General features: G+C 42.0%; 1 protein-coding gene. It reads left to right on the top strand.

The window, feature by feature from the left end; all coding sequences use genetic code 11:
* The coding region (locus H5183_RS21580) for an ISAs1 family transposase (RefSeq protein ID WP_182732697.1) at positions 1-245 on the top strand (245 nt) is incomplete at both ends.

Raw genomic sequence — 245 nt, 5'->3', positions numbered from 1 at the left:
TGCCAAGGCTGGGAAGATATTGAAGATTTTGGCCATGATAGATTAGATTGGCTCAGGAAGTACGTTCCTCTTGAGCAAGGTATCCCTCGCCATGACACAATCGCTCGTGTGATGAGTCGCATTGATATGACGCAGTTTCAAGATTCTTTTTCTTCTTGGATGAAAGACTGTTCTAAATTAACTCAGGGCGATGTAGTTGCGATTGATGGTAAGCGATTGAAAGGTTCATTTAATCAGTCAGATAG

This window comes from Pseudoalteromonas sp. SR44-8 (assembly GCF_014163635.1).
GTDB classification, from domain to species: domain Bacteria; phylum Pseudomonadota; class Gammaproteobacteria; order Enterobacterales; family Alteromonadaceae; genus Pseudoalteromonas; species Pseudoalteromonas rhizosphaerae.
The sequence above is the reverse complement of the archived record's forward strand: the minus strand, read 5'-3'. Positions and strand labels throughout refer to the sequence as shown.